This window comes from Chitinophaga sp. sic0106, assembly GCF_019219075.1.
Lineage (GTDB): Bacteria > Bacteroidota > Bacteroidia > Chitinophagales > Chitinophagaceae > Chitinophaga.
Genome location: NZ_JAHUWJ010000019.1, coordinates 32,044 through 57,207, shown reverse-complemented (window position 1 = coordinate 57,207; position 25,164 = coordinate 32,044). Strand labels below are relative to the sequence as shown.

General features: G+C 45.2%; 14 protein-coding genes. 4 read left to right on the top strand and 10 right to left on the bottom strand.

Translation table 11 applies throughout. From position 1 onward, the window contains the following. Positions 1–162 precede the first annotated feature (162 nt). The gene (locus KW844_RS23090) at positions 163–510 is read right to left on the bottom strand and encodes a helix-turn-helix domain-containing protein (protein ID WP_218379156.1); all 348 of its coding nucleotides are present in this window, start codon (positions 508–510) and stop codon (positions 163–165) included. Positions 511–663: 153 nt separating this feature from the next. Between KW844_RS23090 and KW844_RS23085 the strand changes: the two genes are divergently transcribed. Continuing rightward, on the top strand, positions 664–882 hold the full coding sequence (locus KW844_RS23085; RefSeq protein ID WP_218379155.1) for a SymE family type I addiction module toxin: 219 nt from the start codon (positions 664–666) through the stop codon (positions 880–882). Between the two features lie 144 nt (positions 883–1,026). On the opposite strand, the gene bla is transcribed toward KW844_RS23085, so the two are convergent. The 9 genes from bla to KW844_RS23040 all read right to left on the bottom strand — a co-directional run bounded on the left by bla (position 1,027) and on the right by KW844_RS23040 (position 19,430). Beyond that, positions 1,027–1,884 carry a subclass B3 metallo-beta-lactamase gene (gene bla, locus KW844_RS23080; protein ID WP_255578596.1) on the bottom strand — a complete coding sequence of 286 codons (858 nt, stop codon included), beginning with the start codon at positions 1,882–1,884 and terminating at the stop codon, positions 1,027–1,029. A 132-nt stretch (positions 1,885–2,016) separates the two neighbouring features. Beyond that, positions 2,017–4,560, bottom strand: coding sequence for a TonB-dependent receptor (locus KW844_RS23075; protein ID WP_218379153.1), 2,544 nt, complete (start codon positions 4,558–4,560; stop codon positions 2,017–2,019). A gap of 565 nt (positions 4,561–5,125) precedes the next feature. Next, positions 5,126–6,652 carry a DUF5689 domain-containing protein gene (locus tag KW844_RS23070; RefSeq protein WP_218379152.1) on the bottom strand — a complete coding sequence of 509 codons (1,527 nt, stop codon included), beginning with the start codon at positions 6,650–6,652 and terminating at the stop codon, positions 5,126–5,128. A 38-nt stretch (positions 6,653–6,690) separates the two neighbouring features. Then, complete coding sequence (locus tag KW844_RS23065) at positions 6,691–8,217, bottom strand: SusD/RagB family nutrient-binding outer membrane lipoprotein (protein ID WP_218379151.1); 1,527 nt, start codon at positions 8,215–8,217, stop codon at positions 6,691–6,693. An 11-nt stretch (positions 8,218–8,228) separates the two neighbouring features. After that, positions 8,229–11,402 carry a SusC/RagA family TonB-linked outer membrane protein gene (locus KW844_RS23060; RefSeq protein WP_218379150.1) on the bottom strand — a complete coding sequence of 1,058 codons (3,174 nt, stop codon included), beginning with the start codon at positions 11,400–11,402 and terminating at the stop codon, positions 8,229–8,231. A gap of 303 nt (positions 11,403–11,705) precedes the next feature. Further along, positions 11,706–13,406, bottom strand: coding sequence for a hypothetical protein (locus tag KW844_RS23055; RefSeq protein WP_218379149.1), 1,701 nt, complete (start codon positions 13,404–13,406; stop codon positions 11,706–11,708). A gap of 304 nt (positions 13,407–13,710) precedes the next feature. Next, on the bottom strand, positions 13,711–15,234 hold the full coding sequence (locus KW844_RS23050; protein ID WP_218379148.1) for a RagB/SusD family nutrient uptake outer membrane protein: 1,524 nt from the start codon (positions 15,232–15,234) through the stop codon (positions 13,711–13,713). 15 nt (positions 15,235–15,249) lie between these two features. Continuing rightward, complete coding sequence (locus KW844_RS23045; protein WP_218379147.1) at positions 15,250–18,471, bottom strand: SusC/RagA family TonB-linked outer membrane protein; 3,222 nt, start codon at positions 18,469–18,471, stop codon at positions 15,250–15,252. Between the two features lie 659 nt (positions 18,472–19,130). Continuing rightward, complete coding sequence (locus tag KW844_RS23040) at positions 19,131–19,430, bottom strand: tyrosine-protein phosphatase (RefSeq protein WP_218379146.1); 300 nt, start codon at positions 19,428–19,430, stop codon at positions 19,131–19,133. Between the two features lie 395 nt (positions 19,431–19,825). On the opposite strand from KW844_RS23040, the gene KW844_RS23035 reads away from it, so the two are divergent. Genes KW844_RS23035 through KW844_RS23025 form a run of 3 tightly spaced genes read left to right on the top strand, consistent with a single transcriptional unit; the run spans position 19,826 to position 25,160 of the window. Next, positions 19,826–20,344, top strand: coding sequence for a response regulator (locus tag KW844_RS23035; RefSeq protein ID WP_218379145.1), 519 nt, complete (start codon positions 19,826–19,828; stop codon positions 20,342–20,344). A 17-nt stretch (positions 20,345–20,361) separates the two neighbouring features. Next, positions 20,362–21,552: a response regulator gene (locus KW844_RS23030; RefSeq protein ID WP_218379144.1), complete on the top strand. Its 1,191-nt coding sequence runs from the start codon at positions 20,362–20,364 to the stop codon at positions 21,550–21,552. A gap of 11 nt (positions 21,553–21,563) precedes the next feature. Next, positions 21,564–25,160 (top strand): response regulator, encoded by a 3,597-nt coding sequence (locus KW844_RS23025; protein WP_218379143.1) that lies wholly within the window; start codon positions 21,564–21,566, stop codon positions 25,158–25,160. Positions 25,161–25,164 lie beyond the last annotated feature (4 nt).

Sequence of the window (25,164 nt, the reverse complement as noted above, 5' to 3'; positions counted from 1 at the left end):
TGCTGTACCTATAAGAAATAGTAATGAAGAAATGAAGAATGAGCCGTTATCTGTTGTACGATAAACTATCATACCGAGTGCAGCTGTGAGCACTGTCATGGCTAATAGATGAAATATTGGTTTTGACTTTATCACTCGCAATATTTTAATAGTGAACTCCATCTACTTATTTGTAAATGCTTTTTTGGTCCTAGCATTCTGTAGTAGGCTATCGATAGTATAGATAATGCAACGCTTATCTTCCTCAGGTAAGGAATTAATTTCGTTTAGGCGTTGCAGCATAGCAGGGTCTTTAAATGTGTCACTGTGAGTTGCTTCTCCCAGAAGGTACCCAACGGTAGTATCCAGTATTTTAGCGAGCTTTTTAGCCACCTCAATTGAGGGTGTCATTTCATCGCGTTCATATCTTCCGATTACAGTGTGCGCAGAGCCTAGCTGCTTAGCCAGCTCCTGTTGTGAAAAGCCTTTGGCTTCCCGACACTCTCTAAGTTTTTTGCCAAAAGTTATCATTTTATAAGATGTTTACGGTTAATAAAACCCTTATAAATAAAGGATTTAACGAAAATATGAAACGTATTCGGTAAAATAAAACCCTAAAAATGTTAATTAATTGTATTAAAAAGGTATATTTGGTACTTATACGGTTAGTAAAATATTTTTGTCATGAATCAAAAACTTATTAGACGTGGAAAGCTGCATGGTAGATACCAGGAGCTCAGAAACTACTGGAAGCGTGGTCGTTATGTCCCATGGTTAAACATTCGCGGATTGTGGTTGGAGAAAGCAGGGTTTCATGTCGGAGATCCCATCGAGATTACAGTAGAAAAAGGAGTATTGATCATTAAAAATGTGGCAACCACGGGAAATCTAAAGTTGCCTTAACATAAGTAGATATGACAATATACTTATAGGTAAAGAAAGGGCCTTATGCGGTGTTGGGAGAAATTGTTCATTTTGTCTTGGACTTTCCTCGGGTTTACTAATACAAGAAAATAATTGAATCGCCCGACAGCGCGGGCGATTCAATTATTTCACCTTCTCCTCCCACTCCTTCCTTATCTTCTCAATCCTTTTATCATACCCCGCTCTGTTCATAAACAACCCCGGGTTATATCCTTCATTCGATTTGCGTAACGACTGTAAATCAAACTGGCTGGCATGTGCGGCCACCCAGATATCAAACTGCACTTTAGGCATGGTGTCGAGGGTGTATTTATAGTCAGCGGCAATTTGAGGGTATTTTGTCACCGCTGAAAACTGTTTGCTGACGATAATGGTAGGGATATTAGCCAGCATTACTTTATACGTTTTACTACCATCTTTTACATCCATGATAAAGCTGCAGGAGCCTTTTGTGTGGCCGGGGTGGTGTAGCATCACGAGTTTAGTATCTCCCAAACTAATCACATCCTTATCATGTAGCTCTCTGGAAATTTTGATGGGTTTAAAGGTGCTGAATTCACCTCCCAATTCATAGTCTGTTTTGCCACCGGTTTTTACTACCGATGCATCGGCTGCATCTACCATGAATTTGGCACCGGTCATTTCCTGGATGGCTGCCATGGCGCCTACGTGGTCGTAGTGTGCCTGGTTGGTGAGCAGGATTTTGATGTCGGAGAACTTAAAGCCGAGCGACTCCACATTTTTCTTAATAGCAGCGGCTGACGAGGCTAGCCCTGTGTTTACCAGGATGTGCCCCGATGGTGTGGTGATCAGGTAACTGGCCAGGTCATAGGTGCCTACATAATACAGGTTGCCCACTATGCGGAAGGGCTGGTATGCTTTTGTCCAGTCGGCGTTTACGTGGGAGGGTTCTACTACTTTTTGCGCATGGGCGTAAAGGCTCATGCTGGTGCACAGCAATGCCGGCACTAATTTCTTCATAAAATGCATATCTGGTTTTTGGGTTGAGAAGTAATAAAGATTATATCGCAAATTAATGATTATACACATCCCGAAAATAAAAAAGGAGCAGCGGTAAAATTCCGCTGCTCCCCGGCAAAAGAAAAACAATTATTATAGCGAGTAACGAATGGTTACACCAAAGGTCCTTGGATCACCCAGTACTGCCGCATATTGACCGGCATTTCCGGCGCCAGGCAGCAACTGCTCGTAGTAATTTTCGTCAAGGAGATTACGAGCCCATACAAATACGGTAAGGCCGCTCGTAGCCCGGAAGCCCAGGCGGGCATTGAGCAGACTGTAATACCCCACTTGCAAGTATTTGGATGGTGAAGGGTTGGAGGAGAAACGGGAACGATAGAACCCTTCCAGCGCCAGGAAGTAATTGCCTTTCAGGCTGATCAAACTTCCTTTTGTTGTTAGCTCTCCTCCCAATGAACCGGCCCATTTGGAAATGCCTGGCAGGTCGCCACCGGAAATATCCTTAAAGGTAGGGCCACCGGTTTCTTCCAATGGAGGGGGCGCATTGGTAAATTTCACGTATTTACCCTCTGTATAAGCAAGGCCGCCATAGAGGGAAAGAAACTCTTTCACCCGCAGGTTCGCATCCAGCTCCAGCCCGCGTACACGTACTTTTTCGGCATTGGCCAGGTAGCCGCGGTTTACGGAAAGATCCGCCGCCTGTACCTGCGTCTGATAGTCAGAAATTTCAGTGTTATACACCGTGAGGTTTACTGTAGAATTGTTGGTAGGTGATGTTTTCAGGCCTACTTCGTAGTGGCGTACCGACTCCGGCTTTACCACGGCCAGCTCGGTCATGATTTTGCCGGAAACGGTTGGTAACCCGCCCAAATTCAGGCCCACAGGCTTAAAGCCGGTGGAGTAGGTAACGAAGGCGTTTATACGATCATTGGCTTTATAAGAAATGGTTAATTGTCCGGAGAAGTTAGTGTCGTCAATTTTTGAGTCGAACGACTGATTAGTATATATCCCGTTTTTGAGTGCCAGCAGTTGCGGGTCCTCTGTTTGCAAGCCGCCATATACCTCTCTCTTAAAATGTACTTCTTTATCGTCATAGTTGAAACGCAGTCCCGGGAGGATGCTCAGGTGCTCCGTGATTTTCCAGTCGATCTGGCCAAAAATTGCACCACTAAACGTTTTCAGGTTAGGATAAGAACGGATACCAAAGCCATCAAACAGTCCCGGAGTTTTCCACAAGGCACTGGTAGAGCTTTGTGAAAAGCGCCAGGTATCTTTTCCGGATTCTTCTACATGCGCGCCGTCTGGGCCCAGCTTTTGGCCAAAGGCGAATACACCGAATACGGCTGATACACTCGGGAGTAGCGTGCCCGCCCAACGTACCTCCTGCGACCACTGCTTATGCTTGGACGGCGCCTGTGATTTTGCCAGTGCCTGTAAGCCGGTGAAGTCGCGGTCGTTGGAAGGGTCCCAGTTCCAGTAGCGATAAGCGGTGGTAGAAGTCAGCTTGCCATTGCCCAGCGCAATGTCTACGTTAAGGGAAACTCCACCGAAATCCTGGTTGGAGCGCCAGGGGGTATCGTGGTCAATCACACGATCAAACGGATTGGTGCTGGGGACTTTATAATTCAGGTCGGCAGTGATGGCGCTGTACTGACGGTAACCCGCGCGGAGCGTAGGTGCTGCGCCGGCATATACCTGTGCATAACCATCCGGGCGCTGACGGGTAGCATCGGCAGCAAAGAGCACATCTACTTTTTCAGATGGTTTGTATAACAGCTGGAGGCGACCACCGAGGTTATTGAGGTCGTTTACTTTTTTATCCGTTTTTACATTATAAAGTATACCGTCGCGCTGGGTACCTACAAAGGATACACGTGCAGCTAAATTTTTACTGAGCGGACCGGTGATGCTGGTTTTAGCCTGCACATAGCCATAGTTGCCATAGCTCAGTTCAAAAGTAGCACCCGGGTCGAAGGTCGGTTTCTTGGTGGTAATGTTGAAAGCACCTGCGGTGGTGTTTTTTCCGAATAATGTTCCCTGAGGTCCACGCAGTACTTCTATCTGTTCCACATCCAGGAAATCGATAGTGGTAGCGGCGGTGCGCGCATAGTACACCCCATCTACATAAAAACCTACACCGGGATCAATACCATCGTTGGTAAGACCGAATGTAGTACCAAGGCCGCGGATGCTCAATCCTGTATTTCTAGGGTTAGATGAATATAGCTGAACAGAAGGAATCAGTTCCTTCAGGCGGTTCACATTAAACGCACCAGCATCTTCTGCCAGAGTACCACTCAATACGCTGATGGGGATAGGTACATTCTGCAGGGTTTCTTTTCTTCTTCTGGCGGTGATTACCACTTCGGAGAGCAGGTCATTTTTGGCGAGGGTGAGGTCCAGGTCGCCGCCAGTATGCTTAGAAACCGGTACCTCCAGTTGCTTGTGGCCAATGAAGCTGACCAGCAGTGTTTGTGGTCTGTCTTTTTTCGTCTGGATGCTGAAATGGCCTAGGGAGTCGGAAATAGCGTAGGTGGCGGTGCCTCGCACTACAATGGTGGCTCCCGGCAAGGGTTCGCCTTCGCTGTTTTTAATTCGTCCTTTCAGCACCTGTTGTGCCGTGGCGAGGTGCGCCAATAGCAGCACAGGGATGAATAGCTGTAAAAACTTGGTCATGGATTTCTTATTATAGGTTATGCGTTGATCTTGATTGCTATCGTTGTTCAGGGTCACGGATGCTTGCACACAGAATTACTAACCGGGATAAAAGTACAATCTAAAAATTATATATCCTATAGAATTAGTAGAGTAATTAAAATATATAATGGGTAAATAAGTGATGATCAGTATTAAAATAGGAAAAATAATTTTAATATTTTTTTGGAGAGATGGAAATGCCGTCGGTTTCGTGGGTGCGTGACTGTTATTTGGCAGCAGTTATATTTATGGAGATGGAAATGCCACCGGTTTCGTGGGTACGTGACTGTTATTTGATGGCATTTGTATTTATGGAGATGGAAATGCTGCCGGTTTCGTGGGTACGTGACTGTTATTTGGTACCATTTGTATTTATGGAGATGGAAATGCTATCAGTTTCGTAGGTACGCAACTGTTATTTGGTACCATTTGTATTTATGGAGATGGTAATGCTTTCAGTGTCGTAGGTACGTAACAGTTATATCTCACCAAAAAAAATCCCGGCAACCTGCGCTGCCGGGATCTCTCATGAAATTTATTGCTATTACTTCAGCTTGGTCGCCAGAGAATCCTGCAACTCAGCAGCCGTTGTTGTTTTAGTCATGGTAAAGTTGTTCTGACTACGGGCAGTAAGCCAGCGGCCCAGATCTGTACTGTACTCACCACCAAGTTTATAGAAATAACCCACATCGGCGGTATTATATACCAGCGCCAGCGTATTCAACCCTTTCCGGTAGTACTGCTGCGGTGTGCGGAAAATAGGATCATTGATATCGTAGAAATCCGTATTGGCAATGGCGTAACCATATTCCGGCGGCCCCGCATCATACAAACTACCACCTGTACTTACAAACAGTACATCGATCGGCACGGAAGTAGCCGTTACCTTTGTACCCTGGAAGATGGCAATACCAAAGGCATTTCCACTGTTGGCCATCAAGCCGCTGGTTTTAACGCCAAAGTCCTGACCGGCTTTGGCAACATAATCATAGTTAGCCACCCACTGACTGGCAGGAATTGCCGTAGATCCGGAACCGTTGATCAGCTGATACAATCCACCAGCATAGCAGTAATCACCTTTTTTAACCACGCCGGAAGTCATGTTGATCTTGTAGGTACGCATACCACCGGTAGCCCAGCCATTGGTAGGGAACCCTGTTGGCGTAGAGGCGTTGGCGTTATTGTTTACTACCATACAGTATGGCGTTTTGGAGAAGTCGATATCTTCCGTTGCCACCATCTGAATGTATTCATAGTTACCATCTCCACCTTTCACATCACTGGCGAAACCGGAAATCAACAACGACGTTTTTACCACGGTATTACTCAATACGTCAACATCACTCTCCATACGCATTTGCATGCGTGGCGTCAAACTATCTTCCCCAACAGGAGTATTAAAAATTACACCATAATAGTTGGCCAGCAATGGAATAGATGCACCGGCAAAGCCTGCACTTTTTTCAGTATGCAGGGTTACATGCCCGAAACCATCAGTTACTGACAGATCGCCGCCAATAGTAGCATTTTCAGCCGGCATTGGAAAAAAGCCTCCCTTGATCATCACCGTCAGCGTACTTTCAAAACTAGCCGGATTGGCCAGTATCTGCGCGGTAGTGCCTCGGTTGATAGGAATCGGCCGGCCGGATGCTACTTTAGTAACCTTGTCATTGGTAACGCCCTTCAGCTGCAACATACCATCCACCTTGGTGACTACTGCACCCTCTACATTAATATGAACAGAATCCCCTGAAATATACCTGGCAGCATCATCTCCCAAAGGAATAGTTATACCCCTTATTTTACCAAGCCTGCGCCCATCTTCCACTACCAGTACACCTGCCGGCATATTTCCTGCTCTGTGATCGGATACAACCAGACCAGCAATTCTTACTGAACCGCCCATGTTACCTTTACTAAGGGTAACGTCCTGACCTTTATACAACCCCCTGATATCGAAAATGCTGATAGAAGGGTTGATTTCACCACCGGGATAGGTTTCGTCTTTATTACAACCCCAGGACATTGCCAGGGCAAGTAAAACGGAACTATATATACTTAACTTCTTCATTAATTACATTTTTAGCACAAACAAAAATTTAAAGAGGCTTAAGGCTTTTGCCACCACACCTGGGTAGAAATCTGATCAGGACCCTGAGCAGCAATAACATCCCTGTAATTGCCAGTGTTTGTGGATTGTATAAATATGGGGTATGTCATGCGGGCAGGCATTACACCTCCGTTTCTCAAACCTTGCCCTTTAGGCAGCTTAGGATGCCCGGTGCGGCGATATTCAAACCATTGCTGAAAATCGGTCAGGAACATGCCATAGTATTTCTGCAAATGAATGCGTTCCATTTTCTGGTCCTGTGATTCTCCCTCGATCCAGCTCATGTCTGATGCAGTGAGATAATTATTCACGCTGTCTTCCGTGAACTTAGGCAGCCACTGGTTAATACCATTGTACACACCATTTCTGTAATAGGTACTGGCCGGAGTTTTTAGCCATCCTTTCAAAGAGGCTTCTGCCAGCGTAAAGCACAACTCTGAATAATTGAGGATCATGCCGGTCATCTGTTCGTTCATCAGGCTAGGGCCGGTAGATGTAGCTGTCCAGGAATTAAAGTAGGTGAGTTTTACTACGCCCTGCCCTGGGGTATAACCACTCTCCACCCCTTTAAACATCCCTCTGTAAGGGATAATGCCCCATCTGTTGTAACCGCCGGAGCCATAGGTAGGAATATCAATACGAGGATCATTCCAGGCTGCCAGGTTATCAATAAAGAAGCTGCAAATAGCCGGTGTCCTGAAATCCTGTTCCCTGATGTTGAGCAGCGGGGATGTCAAAGGACCCACACCGGTCCAGCGGAGGATAGCGGCATCTGCATTGCTCGTCATGATCGGATAATTGGTTGCATTCACATCTACTATATCCTTGATTTTAGCAATCACCTGATCCGCCACTTCTGACTTACCTGAAATGCGTAGCAACAGACGCAGATACAGGGAGTTGCCAAACTTTCTCCATTTGGATACATCCCCGTTGAACACCGGATCACTGCCGGTTGCAATCGCCTCATTTGCTTTCAGCAGGTTATTGGCAGAATCCAGCTGCTTGAATAAATCCAGGTAGATATCTTTCTGCCTGTCAAAAGCCGGGCGGAAATTAGCACTGTCTTTACCTTCCATCGCATGGAAGTAAGGAACATCACCATAAGTATCTGTAAGCAAGGAGTACAGCCATGACTGACAAATAAGGGAAATACCCTGGTATGATTTGTTTACTGTCAGCGGATCTGTAGCTGCTTTGTACATCAATTTAAAATCATTGATCTGCAGGTACCACTGGGTGTAGGTATAGTCCGACCAGGTGCTGCGGTAATCGTAACGGAACACTTTACCCTCTGCATCACTCATATCTACCGTTACCTGCATTAACTCATTGTTGAAATTGCGGTTTCTGGTCAGGTTGGCAGACACCGAATTCACCAGGGCAGGAGCCAGCAGCTGTGCCGGAAGTGTATTCTGGGTAGCATTCGGATCTGTATTAAGCTTTTCAAAATCTTTTGTACAGGAGGTAAGCATGGAAGTAATCGCCAACGCCGTAACACCTATAGCATATATTATCTTCTTCATATTGTTAGCTTTTAAAGACCAATAATTACGTTAAAACCAAAGGAGCGGGTAGATGGGAACTGACCGATTTCAAATCCTCTTACGATGTCTGTACCGCTGAGGGTACCAAATTCAGGATCGAAAATTGGCCATGGTGACCAGATGAACAGGTCGCGGCCATACACGCCCACGGTTAAACGTTGTAAGCCGATTCTCTTGGCAGTGGTTGGCTTCAGGGTATAATCCAGTCGGCACTCACGGAATTTGATGAAATCGGTGCTGAACACACTACCTTCAGCATTATCCTGCCCGTAGTGGGAACGGTAGTATTCATCGATATCGTAGGCAACCACGTCGTTTTTGCGGAACGTACCATCTTCATTTCTTACTACTCCATTACCGGTGATACCACTGTAACGGCCGGGGAGGGTGTTGGTGGTTTTACCCTGTTCTGCCAGTTTATAGTGCGTCAGGGAGTGACCTACTGCGCCAAACTGACCATCAAACAGAGCGCTGAGCATAAACTGTTTGTAATTGAAGGTGTTGGTCCAGCCGGCTTTGAATTTAGGGATGGTATTACCGAGATAGATAATGTTCTCTGTGAGCAGTGCTACGCCGGTGGAGCCGTCATAGATGATCTGACCGTCAGGGCTGCGTTGGTAACCGCGACCGTACAGGTCACCCATGCTGCCACCTACTGTAGCTACAATCTGTCCGCCGCCTACTGGTCCGGTTTGCAGTACGAGTGAGCTGTCTGGCAGGGATTTAATCAGGTTTTTATTGCTGGAGAATACCACATTGGAGCTCCATTTGAAACCGCTTTTTGTTTGAACAGGCGTAGTGTTCAGGGCGATCTCAATACCTTTATTCTGTACCACACCAGCGTTGATGATGGCATAGTTATAACCGGAAGAAGGATCTACAAATGGCTGCAGGATCTGGTCTTTGGTGTTTCCTCTGTACAGGGCGATATCAAAACCGAGACGTTTATTAAAGAACTGCACGTTGGCACCTACTTCATAAGTAGTGGTACGCAGCGGGCGTAGTTCCGGGTTAGCCAGTACATTAGGAACGGTCAGTCCGCCACTGTAAAGGCTACCAGCTGATTCGTAGTAGTATTCGGTTCTGTAGGGAGTAGTAGTACCGCTACCTACGCTGGAAGCGGAAAGTCTTACTTTGGCGAAGCTGATGTAATCAGGCAGCTTAGCAATTTCAGATACCACAAAGCTCATGTTGGCAGAAGGGTAGAAGAAACCGGCGTTGGTAGTACGTTTAGGCGTTGCCAGTACGCTGTTCCAGTCCTGGCGGCCGGTAATGTCCAGAAACAGGAAGTCCTTATAGGAACCGGTCATGAGGCCGTAGAAGCTGTTGATACCGTATTCTTCTGTTCTTGGAATAGTAACGATCGGACCTGCTGCATTCGCCATGGAGTACACGTTTGGATACGTGAGGGAGTCAGCGCGGTTTTCGTCTTTATTATATTTGTTTCTGAGCATGCTTCCGCCGGCAGTAGCGGAGAAGCTGAAGTCCTTGTTGAATTTCTTCTGGTATTTTATGAGGAAGTCGCTGCTGGCTTCCATAGAAAAGATATCCTGTGTGCGGTAGCTACCACGCTGATATTTAGCACCGGCGCCCCAAGGACGTTCCTGTGCTCGCATTTCATAGGAGAGGTCCACACCGGATCTTACCTGTACGCTCAGTTCTTTGGTCAGTTCGTAGTTAGCGGTAAAGCTACCGGTTACGTTATGGCGGTTGGTTTTATTGATATACTCATACGCCACTGCATAAGGGTTGGAAGGGTAGGAACTGAACGGATATTTGATGGTTTTACCTTCGCTACCTTTACCCCAGTAGTCTTTGAGCCAGTTGATATCTGCACTTGGCTGCCAGAAAATGTACCAGTACATGATGGACTGGTTACCGTAGCCGGCGCCTGGCAGGTTATCGCTCCATTTATTATTATAGTTCACTTTCGCAGATACCTGGAGTTTATCGTTAATTTTTGAGTTAACGGACATGGCCAGGGAGTTACGTTTATAACCGGTGTTAGGAACTATCCAGGTGTTATTCACGTTGGTGAAAGAGAAACGTGCAGATGTTTTGTCGGTACCGCCATCGAGTGTTACGCTGTTGGTAAGTGTTCTGGCGGTTTCCCAGAAGTCGTTAATATTATCATATGCTACCCAGGGCGTTTTGGTGGTGCCTACTTTCTGGGTTACCGGATCGTATTGATAGAATTGCTGGCCTTCGAATTTAGGTCCGTAAGCGGAGCTGGTGCCGCTGGTGCTGGCGCCGTCGGTGGAGGTGCCGTAAGAATAGTAGTCGGCGCCATCGAGTCCTTGACCAAATTCATATTGCAGGTCAGGGAAGCGGTTTACTTTTTCCATGTTGGCGTTGGAGTTCAGGGTTACTCCCCAGCCTTTTTTCTTGCTGCTACCGGATTTGGTGGTGATGATGATAGCACCGTTTGCACCACGCTGGCCGTAGAGTGCCGCAGCGCCCGGGCCTTTCAGTACGTTGATGGACTCAATATCTTCCGGGTTGATATCATTCAATCCGCTACCGTAATCGGCAGGCATGTTATCGTTATTGGTACCGTAGGCGGACTCACCACCTACCGCTGTTCTTCTGGCGCTACCGTTGTTGATTACCACACCGTCTACTACGATCAGTGCTTCGTTGTTGTCCGTCAGGTTGTTTTCACCGCGGAGAATAATTTTGTTGGAACCCGCAGGGCCGCTGTTGGAGCGGATCAGGTTTAAGCCTGCTACCTTACCGGAGAGGGCATCTGTCCAGTTACCGGAGAGGGCTTGTGTAAGTTGTTCCCCTTTTACTACTGTGGTGGCGTAGCCCAGGGATTTTTCATCGCGTTTGATGTTCAATGCGGTTACCACCACGTTATCCAGCTGTTTAACATCAGCGGTGAGTTCTACATTGATTACAGTTTGTCCATCTACTTTAATTTCTTTTGGCATCATGCCGATGGAGGAGAAAATGATGGTTTCGTTGCCGTCAGCCATGATGGTAAACATACCGTTGGCGTCGGTATGGGCACCTCTTGTTGTTCCTTTTACACGGATGTTCACACCAGGCAGCGCGGTTTTGTCTGCCTTGTCCTTCACAGTCCCTGTAATCTTCTTTTGCTGGGCAAAAAGCACATTATCCGCCATCAGAAAGATGACGAAGAACAGGAGAAAATTCTTCATACAAAGGTTGATTAATGAAAGTAGTTACCGGCCGATAGTTACTAACGTTGAATGTTGTGTTATGATAATTTGTGTGTGCAATGCGGCCGCCAAGGTAGATCGAAAGGGTGAAATATTACCTCATTGGCATATTAACGTTATGTAAACATTTCTTTAACATATTTAGAAACCTTGCTGGTAGAGCGGTGTATATGTTGGGATAAAAATGTCTGTGTGACAAAAATCAGTAATGCCAAAGGGCCATTCATTAACTTTAGCTGAATGAATGGCCCTTTGTCTGATATTATTTATGGATAGATAAGGCTATTTCTTGATTATCCGGGCACCTTGCCAGGTGCCATTATATTTAGCTGCACCGTAAATGCTCGCACTTTGTAAGCTATATGATTTTGCGTTTCCGCTTACGCTAGAAAGTGTAACCATATCGCCGTTGGGATTAAATGTTGCTTTTACTGATGCATTCCAATCAAAATTTTCAGTAATTTGGCTGGCATTGAGACTGTATGTTTCGAAACGACCTATAACAACCTTTACTTTTGCAGGATAAGAGACTCTTAGTGTTTTAACACTGGTTTGGTAGTTATTATAATCTTCAGCCCCCCAGTATTGATAAGCGTATCCCCATAAACTTGACAACAGGGATTGGAATTGATCATTTGCAAGATCCGCTGCCTGACCCTCCAGAAATTTCTGTAATTTGGTGTCAAACAAACTTGAAATAGGTGCTACCCATTGTTTAACGTCTAGTTTAAGTGTTCCCAGATTGATATGCCCTTTTTCCAAGGCAGGCTTTAGCGATGGATCGTAAGGAGGATTGATAGTCTGATCAATGGGAATATCGAAGATAAGGGCATCCCATCCAAGTACTACTGCATCAGTGTTAAGTTTACGCCAGATATTCGTCCATCCTTTTGTTTGCATTTTTACATTAATTCCAATAGATGCATAAAACATGAGATCAACATTGTAAAAGTTCACTTTTACGCGGTGCGTATCATCAAAATACTGGAACTGTGGGCCGGTACGTCCCATAATTTGTTCAATAAGTTTGCCTATCCAGGTAGTAGCAGAAAAGTCATAACTGGGGAATGTATTTAAAGACGCAAGTGGTATGCCCGTGAAAGGCGGAGTGGGAGAGCCGAGACCTCCTCCATTGTCTGTTATCACTCCTAAATCTGGGTGATCGTCAGTGTCAGGATTGTCATCGAATGAAAGAACGGTACTGCTAATTCTAGATGTGTTAGTGTATGAACCGTCCTCAAGAGGGGCATTACCATCTAATGTTGCTAGTGTGTTTTTGTAACGGAAAATACCATTCTGAATCTTAGTCATGCGTGCATTCACTACTTGTTCACCAGTTATAATGGGTTTAATGCTCTGGGTCAGTGCTTCGTATTCTCCTTGAGGACGCGTATTTGTGGCTTCCAATGAGTCCACAATTGTACGCATTCTAGCTACCATTGTAGGCGTACTTAAAAATACCCCATGCCTTGTTACCTTATATACCGTATTTTCAATTTGAATTTCAAAAAGACTATTCAACATAGCATTAAGGTATTCATCAGGAAGCAGTTCATCCAGGGGTTCTAATGGAGCAGAGGGGCCAGCACCCGGTTCTGGTAGTCCTGGGTCAGGATTATCATTTTCATCATCGCCAGGAATAGGATCGTCTCCGGCTGTTCGCGCTTTGGATGAAAATGCATTTCCTTTGTCCAATCTGGCCTGATATGCAGAGTAGAAAGAGTTTCCGGCGCTGTAACTGTTTAGTATCTTCTGAGTATTATCTGGGGAAGTGTTCCTAATGGCAGTCATTGTTTTCCGAAACTCAGCCATGGACTTAAACTGTAGATAGTTGGGCGTAACTTCAGTTTCAATTTTGGTGGACGGCATGACTAGTTGCTCTGTTTCCTTTTTTTGACAAGACGAAATCAAAATTGTTGAGGCAAACAGGATAGGGCATGCAGCTAATTGATACCGCAACCCTGGTACTTTCATTGATGACATAGAATATTTGAATTTTTATTAGTGGCTCTCATAAAAAGGGTCGTCGCCATTTAAGCGTGTAAAAGGCAGTTATTTCTGTGGGTTAAATTATCTTTTAATAGTAAGCACAATATAAGATGAATTTATAGAAGATATAGGAAAAAAATGGCTTGATAATTTGATAATCAATTGGATATGATTATTTGCATTGATAGGTTAGGGGTTTATTTCTACAAAGGAAAAATCTGATTAGATATATCCTTATGGACAAAAAAGGCTGCCTCCCCTCAGGAGGCAGCCGATTCGAATTAATCAGGGATTAAAACTATTCTAACGCACCATTATAGTCTGATTCTCTCAATGGTATTTTCCAGGTCCATTTGTTTCTTTCTGACGGCTGGATGGTTACCGCAAGCGCAGTGAGGAAGTTGCCACCCTGAGAAGGATCTTTTCTGATAATCGGATCATTCCAGCGTTTCATATCGAACCAGTCAAAGCCTTCACCCCACAATTCAAGTGCACGGTATGTTTTGATTTCGTCAAGAAGGGCAGTTCCTGTTTTGGTACAAGTGTAACTGGCATCCCGACCAGAAGTCTTAGTTAGTGATTCAAGTACTTGCTGCACTTCTGTTGCTGGTTTGTTCTGGAAATATTTTGCTTCAGCTTCAATCAGGTACATTTCAGAGGAACGGAAATGGTTCATATTACCAACACCTGGCTGATCTGCAACACCAATTTTGAATTGCATGTACGCATAAATGGTGGCATTGCTTTGAAGGGCCGGGAATGCTGCAAAGGCTCTGCTTTTCATTGCACTACCTGCGACACCGGTAGCAGTTGTATAGTTATCTGTTTTAGGGTCCAGAAACAGGCCTTTACGGATATCAGTTTCAGGTATCTTATTGTATAGTTCCTTACTGATACATTTAGGATAAGTTCTTACGGCACTTGCACTGGAGTTATAACCAATGTAGGCATGATAAGAGTAATAGTAGAGTGTTTCATCAGAAGCTCCAAAGCTACCCCAAATCCATTCCTGGTTAGAAGTGGCAAAACCGTCTTTGTACTCAGCCACACTCATCAGCGGATAATTAGCTCTTGCTTTAACGGCATATGTTTCGGCAGTTGGATAGTCCTGGCGGTTGAGGGCTGCACGGGCATAGATTGCCTGCGCTACGCTCATATCAACTTCATAGAACTTAGACCTTGTTTTTCCTGATTTTGTGTATAAGTCGATTGCCTGGTCGAGATCGGCATAGATCTGCTTGTAAGTATCTGCGAGGGTAGACAGCGGCATATCACCTGTAGATTGATCAAGGCGCACAACCAGACCATCGGTAGATCCATTATTGGAATCCTGCCATCTGTAACAATATAATTGAGCCAGCATTGTAAAGCTATAAGCACGATAAGTCAATGCCTGCGCTTTGATGAACGCTTTGTCTGCCTCAGTACCCGCAGTGCCATCGATTTTGGCTATAATGGCATTTGCATTTGCAACCAGTTTGTAATAGTAGTACCATGGGTAGTAGTCGTATAATACGTCGGCGCGTTCATTATAAGTGGAGTTGATAACGGATGACCATCCTGGTAAATTAACGTAAAAGTTGTTTCCAGCATAGTTACCATAGTACATTTTAATAGTACCTTCTCCATTAAGGCCCTGGCTCCAATACTGCATGGTCATCATTTTAGCCAGACCATTTACTGCCATTTTAGCGTTGTCAGTATTTTCAAAAACGGTACCGTCACTTACCTGGTCAGTTGGTTGGGTTTCCAGGTAATCTTTGCTGCAGCTACCGGCAAATAATGCCAGCGACAAAAGTCCTATTTTATATATATTCTTCATGATTTATACAATTGATTATAATCCTACGGATAAACCGAATGAAAGTACTCTTGGTGTTACGAATGCATTGAGGCTTCTGCCATTAAATGATTGCTGAGGGTTCATGCCTTGTAATTTGGTGAAGGTTGCCAGGTTCTCAACAGCAACATTGATACGACAGGATTTTACGTCAATTTTTGACAGCAATGATACCGGCATCTGATAACTCAGTGCGATATTTTTGATAACAAAGTAGGAACCATCCTTTATGAATCGGCTCGACATAGCACTATTCGTAGCGTTTCTGGTAAAATCTACTACCGGAATACCATTTGGATCCAGTCGGTCAACTGAAGTTTCGGTCATTCCTTCAGGAGCACCATTCCATGCTTTCAGAAGATCGGTGTGCATCTGGCTGACGGAGCCAGACATGCTCATCAGGCTGAAATAAGAATCGTCATAAACCTTGTTGCCGAGAGAGTAAGTGAAAATGCCTGAAAGGGTAAATGCTTTGTAGGTAAAACTGGTATTAAAACTACCATAGACTTTTGGAACTGGTGTACCTACATAATCACGTTTACCATAAGTGGTGCTCGTGGTATAAGTCTGGCCATTTATATTTACAAGTGTCTTTTTGATAGCATCATCATCAGTTTTGGGATCTACCTTATCGTCCAGTACATAAAGTGCATTACCAGTAAGGCGATCTACCCCTGCGTAGAGGTATGTGTAGAAATCATAGATACCATGACCCGGCAGGATCTTATAGTTACCTGTGATAATACCATCTTTATTTTGTTCTGGAATGGAAAGCAACTTATTTTTCATAAATGTAGCGTTGGCGCCTACATTCCATTTAAAATCTTTAGTTCTCAATACATCCACATCTACGTTAATTTCCCAGCCCTTATTAGATAAGGAGCCGAGGTTTTTCATGATTGTAGATTCAGCAGCATCAGTTGTAGTACCACCGGCAGACAGAGGGTTGAATACATTAAATAATAAGTTCTGAGCGCGTTTATCAAAATATTCAACTGACAGGTTTGCCCTGTTTAAGATACGGGTTTCCAGCGCAAAGTTGTAAGATGCAGAAGTTTCCCATATCAAATCAGTAGCCGGAAGCTGTGATAGGTATAATGCCCCACTATTGCCGTTTTGATCAATATTATATAATGACCAATATGCATAGTAGTCGGCGCTGTTGTTATTGCCTACCTGGCCATACGAAGCACGAACTTTAGCATGGTCTACATATTTGGTGAGATTTTCGAAGAAGTTTTCTTTGGAAAGAATCCAACCTGCCCCGGCAGAAAAGAACTGCCCCCAGCGTTGTTCACTACGGAATCTTGAAGATCCATCTGTTCTGAATGATCCTTCCAGGAAATATTTATCAGCGTAGTTATATCGGGCACGTGATAAATAACTTTCAGATTTATCGTTATACACGTAACCAGTTAAACCATTTAGTTGAGTAAAGTTTATGAGTTCCGGTGCACCTGCAAAAATTTGATTCATTTTACCACCTGACTGATAATTCCTGTTCCAGGAGTAGCTTTCATGGCCAGCCAATACATCAATACTGTGTAATCCTATAGATTTATTATAAGTTAACAATTGTTGTAATGTGGTAACATTATAGCGATAACTGATGCTGTTGGCACGTCCTTTATTACCCATGCCATCTCCTATAATTGCGTTTTCATAAGTGCTTCGGTCAGTGGTTCTGATGTTCATGTCACCTGTAAAGGAAGCGGTAAAGTCTTTCAAGAATTTGATATTCACAAAAGCCCGCCCGTTTAATGTATTAATATTAGTCACATCTTTATTCAGCAGGTTTTCCCATACAGTATGGCGACCAGGGTATTGTCCGCGGCTGCCACCATCTCCTCCATCAAAAACTGTGCTCCCATTTGCGTCCAGAATATATTCACCAGTTGCGGGGTCGTGTTTGTGTACTGGGTAAATCGGAGCAATGTTACGTGCAAACATAAATGGATTAGCATATGAACTTGCATCGTCAGTGGTACCATTAATATTGCTGGATTCCTGATGGGTTGCCGCTAAGTTAACCCCATACTTCATCCATTTCGTAGCCTGCATATCAGCATTAAGGCGGCCGGAATATCTTTTAAATCCGGTACGGGTAACATATCCCTTTTCATCCAGATAACCGGCGGAGTAATAAAGATTGGTTTTGCCATTATTGCTGGATCCATTGAGATTATATTCCTGACGATGTCCTGTTCTCTCAACAGGAGAATACCAGTCCAGATCATTCACGTAACCAGGTAGAACATGGGCATCACTTCTAAGTTTGCCATCAGCATCAAAAAGCTGATCTGCCGATTTATCGTAAATATTCATAATCAGATAATCGGAAATCAGGCTGGAAGTAGCTTTGGCACCGGCAGTAGCCAGATCTGGATACTGAGTAGGTTTAGAAGTCATCAGAGAGTTTCTGTAGCCTTTCCACATGGTTTCCATAAACTCAGTTGTATTCATGGTTTTGTATTCCTTGATACCTCGGTTATAAACCCCCTGATTCATGGTAAAGTTGATATTACTTGACCCAGATTTAGCCTTTTTCGTGGTGATCATAATTACACCTGCTGCGCCTCTGTTACCATATAATGCACTGGAAGCCGCGTCTTTTTGTACTGACACCGACTCAACATCTGAAGGGTTAATGTCGTTAACATTGCCGTTGAAAATAACTCCATCCACCACATATAGAGGTTGGTTATTGCCGTTAACGGAAGTAAAACCACGGATGATTACGCTGGGAGAGGAGCCGGGAGTTCCAACAGTATTATTCACCTGAATACCTGCTGCGCCTTCCAGTACACCGATCGCATTGGTAACAGGACGTTTTTCAATGTCTTTTGCTTTGATAGCAGTTACCGCACCAGTCAATGCTTCTTTTTTGGCGGTACCATATGCTACTACCACAACCTCATTAAGGTCTCCGGTTTCAGCAGCCAGCTTTACGTTAATCTCGTCTGTTTGGTCAACTACAACACTCTTAGCAGTAAAACCAATAGAACGAAAATTTAAAGTTTTACCCACGGGTACCGTGATCGAAAAACGACCATCAGGAGTTGTTTGCGTACCAGTTGAGGTACCTTGAATCACAACAGATACACCAGGTATTGGACTACCGTCGGTTGCGGTAACCTTTCCTGTAACCTTTTTACCCTGAGCAAATGCAGCCAGTTGCACCATGCTCAAAAGAAAAAAAATAAGTAATCTTTTTCTCATGAAGATTTAGATTTAGTTAATAGATATAAAAAATAATCGTATATACGTTACCGTTAGTTAATAGTGCAAACGGGTAAAGATCAGTCAGCGCTTGCATTTCCGAACAAAGAATAAATCTCCCTTCAGAAACAGGACTGCTTCTTAAAAACTAAAGGCATTAGACTAATGCTATGTATCAGGAAAAAAACTTTCCATTAGGCTCCCGCCTTTAATTACTACCCTCGTTGATAAACTTTAATTTTTACACATAAGCAACTACAATACATACTGAGTGCATAATGGACACTCATTCAGATTTACAATCAAAAAAAGTTGGTAAAAACAGCCAGGGATAATGTTTCCGCCCTATTATACCGACAATTCTAACATAAGCAGGGTGCTATATCAAAGCACTCTCTATCATAAGCATTAGTGAATAGTGTAATTAGTTATTGTACCTAATCAAATCGGAAGTTGGCATACTGTAAATTAGATTCGAATTCCGACAGCTTGCAATCAGACCTACATTAATTAATTATTATTCCTGTCGTAAAAATATGTTAAAATTCTCAACTTTCCGAGTGGAAATGTGATGAGCGTTTTCTTGGAGGGACTTCCATCGGAAATAAAATAGCCATGCACGTTAGTCGTGCATGGCTGAAATGCCCAATTGGCAAGGTTTACAAAAGATATTTTTCTCTCAGTATTTTCAATTCTTTCTTCCCAATTCCCAGTTCTTTTTCAAAAAACTGTTCTACTGAGCCATATTTTTTCTGAATACCGCTAAACATCATATGTAAATGCTCAGGCTTTAGCGCCATCGCATTTTTCACCTGTTCTTCGTTCATCCCTGTCAGTTGCTGCATCCCTTTAAACATTTTTGCATTCATTGGAGCCAGGTATACGTTGCTGGCAGTGAAGTCTGCCTCAATGGTTTCCTGCGGTACCTGCAGCGCATAGAGGAACAGCGCTGTAGCCATACCGGTTCAATTGGGGAAACCCCGAGTGCCTACCTGAACCGGCAGAAATCCGCCCTGGGTCAGGAGCTCATAAACATATAAACGATAGCACTGTTGATAAAAATCCACTATTTGTGGATTCCTGTCGCCTATCCTGCCGGCGCCCATGCGCCACAATCCACCACCATCTTGCCCAGCCTGCCACGGCAGAGATTTTGCTGGTATTCCCTGCGCCAGTTCAGCAATTTATCTTGCTGGTTGGTTCAGTCCGTATACAGACGATGATAGTCTGCCACAGCAAATGAATACTGATATATAGTCCCTATAGTAACAACATGACTACGCTTGCCCGCTGAAATTCCTTGCCACATTGAGTTTTGGCGATAATTATTGTGAAAAATGATTATTTAAATTTTATGACAGTACCAGATAGAAAGACGCTGTTCTTGTTGATAGATGACGATGATGACGATGCTTACCTTTTTGAGGAAGTGTTACTGCAAATAAGCCCTCATGTTGCCTTTAAGTGTGTAGCCAATGGCAAAGATGCCCTGGAACTGCTGCAGGCAGGTAATTCAGATCTGCCTCACATCATTTTCCTCGATCTCAACATGCCCCGCATGGATGGCAGGGAATGCCTGATGGAACTCAAAAAGGACCAGCAGCTACAACAGATCCCGGTGATTATCTATACCACCTCTTCCCATCCCAATGATATCCGGCAGACTTTACAAAACGGCGCACTCTCGTTCGTTACCAAGCCTACGAATGTAAAGGACCTGGAAAACATCCTCACCACTGTGGTACAGCACATTGATGGAAATCTGGGAGCCGCCCTCGTAGCACTCAAACAATCCGCCAACATGCTGAATGTTGTCAATTCCTGGAATGAAAACGACCTCATTGGCCGTACACAGCCTTTTACGCATTTATAACGACAGCTAAGCCCGCTATGATCTTAATAGTAGACGATAAACAGGAAAATCTATACTCGTTAAAAACTTTGCTGCAACTCCATCATTACGAGGTGGATACTGCCGACTCTGGAGAAGAAGCACTTAAAAAAATCCTCAGAAGGGAATATGAACTGATCATCCTGGATGTACAAATGCCAGGGATGGACGGCTATGAAGTGGCGGAAACCATTTCCGGATACAGCCGCTCAAAAGATACACCGATCATATTCCTGTCCGCCGTAAATATCGATAAGCGATTTATCACCAAAGGATATGCTTCCGGCGGGGTGGACTATATCGTAAAGCCTTTTGATGCGGACATACTCCTGCTCAAAGTAGGGACCTTCACCCGCCTGTACCGCCAAACCAAAGAACTCAATGATATCCGGGATAACCTGGAATTGAAGGTGAAAGAGCGGACAAAAGCCCTGCTGGATGTGAACAAGGCGCTGGAAATCAGCAATGCAGAGCTGCAACAATATGCCTACATCGCCTCACACGACCTGCAGGAGCCACTCCGCAAAATCATCACTTTCAGCAAACTGGTATCCGACCGCTACCTGGGCGAACAGCCGGAAGCTGGGAAATACATTGAAAAAGTAATACTCGCCTCCGAAAGGATGCGTAACCTGATAAATGACGTCCTCAATTTTTCCCGCTTATCTGCCGTGCCGGTTTATTCAAAAACCAATCTGCAACATATTGTCAGGGAAACACTGAGCGACCTGGAGATATTCATCAAAGAAAAAGATGCCGTGCTGGAAATCAGCCACCTCCCGGAAATAGAAGTGATACCGGACCAGATCCGGCAACTGTTCCAGAACCTGATCAGCAATTCCCTGAAGTTTTCGCGGAAAGAGGTTACCCCGGTAATCCGCATCTGGTCAGAGGAAGTAGAAGTATTGCCGCAACAGCCTGCCAGCACAGAAAAAATGAAATACTGCCGGATATATGTAGCGGATAACGGGATTGGTTTTAATGAGTCTTACAGAGACAAGATTTTCACCATGTTCCAGCGCCTCCATAGTAAATCGGAGTACGAAGGAACAGGTATTGGCCTGGCCATCGTAAAAAAGATTATCCAGAAACATAATGGCCACATCACCGTAGAAAGTACGGAAGGCGAAGGTGCCACCTTTATCATGGTATTGCCCTTACAACAACAAACGCTACAAACAGTCATATAAACAAGGAACGGATGAACGCAACGTTTAAAAAGAATTTAATTATCAGCTACGGCACCTCCCTGTTTTTACTGGTGGTAAGCTCAGTGGCATCCTTTATCAGCATTCAGAACCTGATGGAAAGCCAGCGGATGCTGAACCATACCAACACTATCATTACCAAACTGGAGAATGTGCTTTCTGTATTGAAAGACGGAGAAACCGGCCAGCGCGGTTATTTGCTCAGCGGCAACGACGATTTTCTGGAGCCTTATCTCAACGCTTCCGCAAAATCCAACCGTCTCATGGATGAAGTGAAAAGCCTCACCATCGATAACCCGCTGCAGCAGCGCTCGATAGAGCAACTCCGGGAAATTTCAAATAAACGGCTGGTGCAGCTGCAAAAGCTGATCGACGATAAACGTAAAGGAAATAACCCATCCGTGGAAGACCTGGAAGTAGGCAAAGTGCAAATGGACGAATCCCGCAGAATCGTACAACTCATGCAGGACCGGGAACAGGTGCTATTGCACCAGCGCAGCGGCAGCGTAGCCAAATTTGCCGGCTATACCACTATTCTGCTGATCATAGCCGGCATACTTTCCGTATTGGTAACTGTTGTTTCTTTCCTGCGGGTCAACAGTGATTTTGACCGCCGTGCAGAAATGCAGAAAGAACTGGAAGATAAAGATGTGGATATCACCAAACGTCTCGATCTCATCCAGGGCATAGCCGACAAGGTATCCGCCGGGAATTATAAAATCCGTGTGGATAATATCGGTAAAGATGTGCTGGGCGCTATTTCCAACTCGCTCAACCGCATGGCCGAATCACTGGATAAATCTTTTGAAAACCTTTCCCAGAACGAATGGCTGCAGGCAGGCATTGCTGCACTCAACGAAAAACTGATCGGTGAACGCAATCTGGATAACCTCTCTTTTCAGGCGCTGGACTACGTTACATCTTATTCACAGTCGCAAGTGGGAGCAATTTACCTCCTGCGCGATGAAAATACTTTAGTGCTTACCTCGTCGGTAGGGTTAAATAAAACTCGCTCCCGCCAGGAGCTGCATGTAGGCGAAGGCCTCGCCGGACAGGCAGCCATGGCAGGCAGGGAGGTAGTACTTTCCAATATCGCCAACGCCGAAATGCTGGTGGATTATAGCGCCGGTAGCTTGCGCCCGGAAAGCGTGGTAGCCATCCCGGTGTATTTCGAAAGGAAGATGTTAGGCGTGATTGAGCTGGCTTCCCTCTACGGCTATACGAATTCAGGAATGGAGTTCCTGAAGGCTGCCGCTTTTAATATAGGCATTGCCGTTAATGGCGCCCTGGATCATCAGCGCCTGCAGGACCTCCTCGCTGAAACGCAGGCCCAGTCCGAAGAATTGCAGGTGCAGCACAGTGAGCTGGAAAATATTAATGAAGAACTGGAAGCCCAGTCGCAAAAGTTACAGGCCTCCGAAGAAGAACTGCGTGTGCAGCAGGAAGAGCTGCAACAGGCCAACCAGGAGCTGGAAGAACGTAGCCGCCTGCTGGAAGAGCGTAATGAGCTGATCCTGGAACGCAACCTGGAAATACAATCCAAGGCGGAAGCATTGGCACAAAGCACCCGTTATAAATCTGAGTTTCTGGCGAATATGTCGCATGAGCTGCGTACGCCACTGAATTCCATCCTGCTGCTTTCCCGCCTGTTGTCCGAAAATCATCCGGGCAACCTCTCCAACGAGCAGGTAGAATATGCTGATGTGATACAGTCCTCCGGTAACGGCCTGCTTACGCTGATTGACGAAATCCTGGATCTCTCCAAAATTGAATCCGGCAAAATGCAGCTGGAATACAACTTTGTAGCCCTGGATGATATCAGCAGCGAAATGCGTGCGCTCTTTAATCCGTTGGCAAAAGATAAGAGCATCACTTTCCGTATCACGATGGATGAGGATCTGCCGAATATGATAGAAACAGACCAGCTTCGCTTACAGCAGATCCTGCGTAACCTGATATCCAATGCACTTAAATTTACCGCCCGTGGTGAGGTGGTACTGGAAATTTCCAAGCAGGGAGATGCTATTTCTTTCTCTGTAAAAGATACCGGTATTGGCATAGCCCAGGATAAACAACGTACTATTTTTGAAGCCTTCCAGCAGGCGGATGGGTCTACCCGCCGTAAATATGGTGGCACGGGCCTGGGACTTTCTATCAGCCGGGAGCTGGCCAAGCTGCTGGGCGGTGAAATCTCCCTGCAAAGCCAGGAAGGCCTGGGTAGCACCTTTACCCTCACGGTGCCTGTGCATAAGGTAGCAGGCGAACAGCCGCACAGCGATATTTTCTCCATACCTGAAGCAGCTACTGAAATACTGGCTGCCAGGCAATCGCAGGTAAGTGCTTCTATGGAGCCTAAATACATTGCATCCCACATCCCGCAGCCTGTTCCGGATGACAGGGACAACATCCAGCCGGACGATAAGGTGATACTGGTGATAGAAGATGATACCAACTTTGCCAATGCATTGTTAGCGTATACCCGTCAGAGTGGTTATAAATGTATAGTAGCTGTCAGGGGAGATGAAGGGGTTACACTGGCACAGCAATACTTACCGGCCGGTATCCTGCTGGATATAGAGTTACCCGTAAAGAGCGGCTGGGAAGTGATGGAGGAGTTAAAGACCAACGCTGCTACCAGATCTATTCCGGTGCATGTGATGTCGTCCCATGAGGTGAAGATCCGCAGCATCTCCCGTGGTGCGGTGGACTTCATTAACAAGCCGGTGGCCATGGACCGCCTGGGCGAAGTATTCCATAAGATTGAACAGGCCCTGCGCAACGAGCCTAAGAAAGTATTGATTGTGGAAGAAAACCTGAAGCACGCACGCGGACTTGCTTACTTCCTGGAGAGCTTCGACATTGCCACCGAGATTAAAGACACCGTGGGCGAAGGCCTACAGGCGCTCAACCGCAGCGAGGTGGATTGTGTGATCCTGGATATGGGTATCCCCGCACAAGGCTCCTACGACGTGCTGGAGGAAGTGAAAAAAGCGCCTGGCTTCGAAAATGTGCCTATCATCATTTTCACCGGTAAAAATCTTTCGCATGTGGAAGAGTTCAGGATTAAGCAGTATGCCGACAGTATCGTGCTGAAAACGGCACACTCTTACCAGCGCATCCTGGATGAAGTTTCGCTGTTTCTGCACCTGGTGGAAGAGAAGAAAAAGGAGAGTTCCATCGTTAAAAATCGCCGGCTAGGAGAGCTTACAGAAGTGCTGAAAGGCAAGACTGTACTGATCGCCGATGATGACGTACGCAATATCTTCTCCCTGACAAAATCCCTGGAAGCCTATGGCATGAAAATCGTTTCGGCCATCGACGGGAAAGAAGCCCTGCGCCAGCTGGAAGATAATCCACAGGTCGACCTGATACTCATGGACATGATGATGCCTGAAATGGATGGTTATGAATCCACCCGTCGCATCCGCGAAAAGCCAGGATATAAAAATCTGCCTATCATTGCAGTAACGGCCAAGGCCATGACCGGCGACCGCGAAAAATGTATCAACGCAGGAGCCTCTGACTATATCACCAAACCGGTGGATGTAGACCAGCTGATTTCTTTATTACGTGTGTGGTTATACGAATAATACT